The sequence below is a fragment of the Candidatus Symbiopectobacterium sp. NZEC135 genome, from assembly GCF_025962695.1.
Window position 1 is genome coordinate 1 of sequence record NZ_JAGFPF010001324.1, and the last position, 595, is coordinate 595.

The following is a 595-nucleotide window of genomic DNA, read 5'->3' on the forward strand; positions in this document are numbered from 1 at the left end:
GGTTGCCGTCGTTGCCGCATCACACATCAGGCTGTGCTGCTGCGTTGCGCCATCCTGTAACAGCAGGATGTGATGGGTGCGCGCGTAGGCAAACGGCAGGAGTGGCCGCCATTCCGGCGTGCTGGCGTTAAGCTCGCTCATCGGCCACCCGTGGGATAGAGCGCGGTAATGGCGGTTTTCACCTGAAGGAAGGTGTGGGTGTTACCGCTGCCCGGTAAGCGCAACTGTTTGTCATGCAGCAGGTTATCGCGATTATCTCCTTCACGTTGCTGCCCGCGCTCTTCGCTGAATGAGCGGTATTTATCGCTGGACGCCGTCTGATACTGCTGGCGATCGCGGATGATGGTGGGTCGAATAAACAGCATCAGGTTACGTTTTTTGACCTGTTTGCTGTTGGAGCGGAACAGCGCACCAATCACCGGGATATCGCCCAATATCGGCACGCGTGACGCGCTCTCGGTGGTGCTCTTGTCCAGCAGGCCGCCTACCACTACCGTTTCGCCGTTGCCTACCAGCACCGCGTTGCTTACCGTGCGGGTGTTAAAGGTCACGCCCAATTCGGAACTGCTGCTGGAGGCGGAATCCGCCACGCTGG

1 pseudogene is annotated in these 595 nt (G+C 59.2%); it reads right to left on the bottom strand.

The features are described from left to right. Positions 1-137: 137 nt before the first annotated feature. A pseudogene (locus J5224_RS34075) lies at positions 138-595 on the bottom strand (type II secretion system protein GspD); the annotation flags it as partial.